The organism is Bacillus sp. 05T31, from assembly GCF_056396725.1.
The window spans coordinates 1-3,507 of sequence record NZ_JBFTMA010000477.1 but is presented as its reverse complement, the minus strand read 5'-3'; the positions used below and the strand labels follow the sequence as shown (position 1 = coordinate 3,507).

The 3,507-nt window shown below is 33.5% G+C and carries 5 protein-coding genes and 1 riboswitch; of the genes, 3 read left to right on the top strand and 2 right to left on the bottom strand.

Annotation, left to right across the window (positions count from 1 at the left end):
- On the top strand, window positions 1-204 hold a 204-nt coding region (locus AC1DJR_RS22265), incomplete at its 5' end, for an ATP:cob(I)alamin adenosyltransferase (protein ID WP_477003521.1).
- Between the two features lie 85 nt (window positions 205-289).
- A complete protein-coding gene (locus AC1DJR_RS22260; protein WP_477003520.1) occupies window positions 290-904 on the top strand; it encodes a peptidoglycan DD-metalloendopeptidase family protein in 615 nt (204 codons plus the stop codon).
- A 220-nt stretch (window positions 905-1,124) separates the two neighbouring features.
- Here the strand turns inward: AC1DJR_RS22260 and AC1DJR_RS22255 are convergent, their stop codons facing one another.
- Window positions 1,125-1,811 carry a hypothetical protein gene (locus AC1DJR_RS22255; protein WP_429688646.1) on the bottom strand — a complete coding sequence of 229 codons (687 nt, stop codon included), beginning with the start codon at window positions 1,809-1,811 and terminating at the stop codon, window positions 1,125-1,127.
- Window positions 1,812-2,059: 248 nt separating this feature from the next.
- Window positions 2,060-2,199, top strand: a riboswitch (FMN riboswitch).
- 163 nt (window positions 2,200-2,362) lie between these two features.
- Here AC1DJR_RS22255 and AC1DJR_RS22250 point away from each other — a divergent pair.
- The gene (locus tag AC1DJR_RS22250) at window positions 2,363-2,941 is read left to right on the top strand and encodes an ECF transporter S component (protein ID WP_002011769.1); all 579 of its coding nucleotides are present in this window, start codon (window positions 2,363-2,365) and stop codon (window positions 2,939-2,941) included.
- A 117-nt stretch (window positions 2,942-3,058) separates the two neighbouring features.
- Here the strand turns inward: AC1DJR_RS22250 and AC1DJR_RS22245 are convergent, their stop codons facing one another.
- Window positions 3,059-3,307, bottom strand: coding sequence for a ferredoxin (locus AC1DJR_RS22245; RefSeq protein WP_001151994.1), 249 nt, complete (start codon window positions 3,305-3,307; stop codon window positions 3,059-3,061).
- Between the last annotated feature and the right edge of the window lie 200 nt (window positions 3,308-3,507).

Sequence of the window (3,507 nt, the reverse complement as noted above, 5' to 3'; positions counted from 1 at the left end):
GTTATAAGAAGAGCAGAACGTTGTATAGTGTCATTGCAAAAAGAAGGAGAAACCAATGAAATTGTTCTAAAGTATATAAATAGGTTATCTGATTATTTATTTGCGCTTGCTAGAGTAATAAATGCGCGTTTACAAGTGAAAGATGTGGAGTATAACCGCAGTGCACTTGTTTTTCGTAATAAAGAAGAGAAGGAAGTGGAGTAATACACTTTCTTTTTTTTGTATACTTTTTTATGTAATATCCCACAATAGAGAAGGTATGACGGTTATTAGAAAACGGAGGATGTATATGAAAGCGTTAAAATGTGGCGTGGTGATATTGAGTGTATTATTTTTATCTCAATTACATGTTTACGCTGAAGGGAATCAGTGGATATGGCCTGTTGATGGGCAGATAAGTGATTATTTTGKGACAAGACATGGGAAACACTATGGTATTGATATAGCTGCGCCTATTGGAACGCCTGTTGCAGCTATTCAAAATGGTAAGGTGACAAAGTCTTATTTCTCAAGTAGTTATGGAAATGTTGTGTTTATTAAACATGGAGAATATGAGGCTGTTTATGCGCATTTAAATAAGAGATATGTAGTTCAAGGTGATAACATTTCAAAAGGAGAGCTAATTGGAGAGGTAGGGAATACAGGAGAATCGCGAGGAGCGCATTTACATTTAGAAGTGCATCAAGGGATATGGACGATGGAGAAAAGGAATGCGATGAATCCGTTGCTTGTTTTACATGAACAAAAAAATCAAGTTGTGTCATCATCACTATATATTGTACAAAAAGGTGATACTTTAGTTGGTATTGCCCGGAAATTTAGTATGACAGTTGAGGAAATTAAAGTGAGGAATGGATTGCGACAAGAGCAAATCTATCCGAACCAACAACTATACGTCAAGTAAAGGCAACGTCYCAAAAGCATAACTTTTGAATAAATTTATTTTYTTCTTATTTAAGATTGCGATAGTAAATGAAATTATATCGACAAAAATTTATATCGAACATAGCTATTATTATATCGATATTTCGACAAGAAATATCGACTAACAATAAAATGCGACAGTAAGAGCAACCTATTCCTAACGAAAAACCGTCCCAAAAGATCTTTTGGGACGGTTTCTTTTACCAAAAAATAAAGACACATATAAATCCAGAAATAGCTAAGTAGCTATATAAGTAAAAGACTTTTGTTCTTGTTTTTTCTTTTGTCCGAAATAGTACGATAGTTGGTTCGATTAGACCAATTGTAAGACAAAGTAAACCAAGAAGCATCAAGCCAATTGAAAGAGAATACAGGGCGATTTGTGGTGCTTGAAATGGAATCATCCATTTTAATAAAAATGCAATAAGTGCAGTGTAACAAATGCTACCGATGTATTTATTCAATGGTGTATCAGAACGGAAACCAGGAAGTTTCTTGGAAAACGGACGGGAAACAACTTCCGTTTGTAAAGATGTATGTTCTTCAATTATTTTTTGAGCTTCTTTTCCTTTTTGGAAAAGGGATAAAATCCAGTTTCGCTCACCTTGGAAAATAAATTGAGAAGTTGTTAAATAGTGATCAACTTTTACCTTATTCCAACTCTTCCATGGATGACGCTCACACAATTTTAATTTACTTTCTGTTTTTTTATCATACTGATAAATACTTATGCCATCTTGGTCAAAAGTAGCGTAGTATGTCTCTCTTGAGAATGTGCCTAGATCAATTGGACAGTAGAAAAGTAATTCTTTTTTCAAATAAAAGTATTCTTTTCTTAAGTTCTTTTTCATTGCTTCTCGAATAGAGTGTCTTTTATCTTTCTTCATGACATTTCCTCCATAACTCAGAAAATGTTCTTATCTTAACAATTCAACATCTTATCACTTTTGACGACATATGACTAGGGGGATTCATAAGAGAAATACCGAATTATAAAAAATATGGGTTGTATTGTAAAATATAGTGATCGTTTCTTTAATTATGTAAAATTAATAACTTATTTATAGTAAGTTACACTTTTTTTGTTCACAATACGATCATGTTGTTGTATAATGAAGTGGAAAATAGAATATCGGTCTATCTTCGGGGCAGGGTGAAAATCCCGACCGGCGGTGATGAACATTTAATAATTTCGTTCTAAGCCCGCGAGCCGTTAAGGCAGGATTTGGTGTGATTCCAAAGCCGACAGTACAGTCTGGATGGGAGAAGATGGAGGTTCAAGCGTTCAAAAAAGATAAGTATTTGAACGTCTGTTTGATGTGCCTTAAAATTCTCCCTTTGTGTAAATCACAAAGGGTTTTTTCGTTCTATGAAAAAATAGGCATAGCAGAACCTTTCCACTTTCCATGAGAAGATCGATGGAAAAGGAGAGAGAAAGATGAAACAAAAAAACAGTGTAGTGCAGATGGTGAGTGTAGCGATGCTAAGTAGTATTGCGTATTTACTAATGATGTTGGATTTTCCATTCCCAGGGCTTCCGCCATTTTTAAAAATTGATTTTAGTGATGTGCCAGCTTTAATTGCGGCRATAATTTTYAGTCCAATTGCAGGTGTAATTGTAGAAGCGATAAAAAATATTTTGCATTACGGAATTCAAGGAAGTTTAACGGGAGTACCAGTAGGAGAAGTAGCAAACTTTATAGCGGGATGTTTATTTATTGGTCCAGCAGCATTCTTATTCCGAAAGTATCGCACAGTAAAAAGTTTAACGACAGGATTAATGCTAGGTACAATTACTATGACAGTTATTATGAGTGTGTTAAACTACTTTATTATTTTACCAGCGTACACTTGGTTTTTAAATTCACCAGCTATGTCTAGTGATATTATGCGACAAACTATTGTAACGGCGATATTACCGTTTAATGTAATTAAAGGAATTGTTGTAACAATTGTATTTGTAGCATTATTTTCACGCTTGAAAGTATGGGTATTTGCAAAAATGAAAAATGCTTAAAAATATTAAACCATTGGCAGCGTAACTGCTAATGGTTTTTTTGTTAGTGAGAATGAAAAAGAGTGCAAAAAATCCCCCTCATAAGTATGAGGGGGATTTTTTGAAGTTAATAAAAGACTATTCGAATTTTAAAGAGTCGCCATCAAATGATTCGTCAGCAACTTTAATTGAGTCAGTTGGACAACCTTCGAATGCATCCATCATATCTTCAATTAATACATCTGGAATTTCAACGATACCTTGGTTATCGTCTAATGTTACAAATGCAATGCCTTCATCATCATAGTCATAAATGTCTGGTGCAGCAGCACCACAAGCACCGCATGCAATACAAGTATCTTTGTCAACGATTGTATATTTTGCCATATTTTTTCCCTCCTGATAATATGTATGTGAAAAGTTCGCCAAAAAATTATAATCTTATTGTAAAACGGTTTTAAAAACTTTTCAACATAAAATTATAATGATAATGCTTATCAATTAGAGTGTCAACTTATTTTTGAATTATTTCATAAGATTTTCAAAATACTTAAATGTTATTTCGTTTGATACAATAGAATATATAC

Bases quoted from the DNA above. Each gene is read 5' to 3' on its own strand.
- AC1DJR_RS22255 (WP_429688646.1), bottom strand. From the start codon at position 1,811: ATGAAGAAAGATAAAAGACACTCTATTCGAGAAGCAATGAAAAAGAAC.
- AC1DJR_RS22245 (WP_001151994.1), bottom strand. From the start codon at position 3,307: ATGGCAAAATATACAATCGTTGACAAAGATACTTGTATTGCATGCGGT.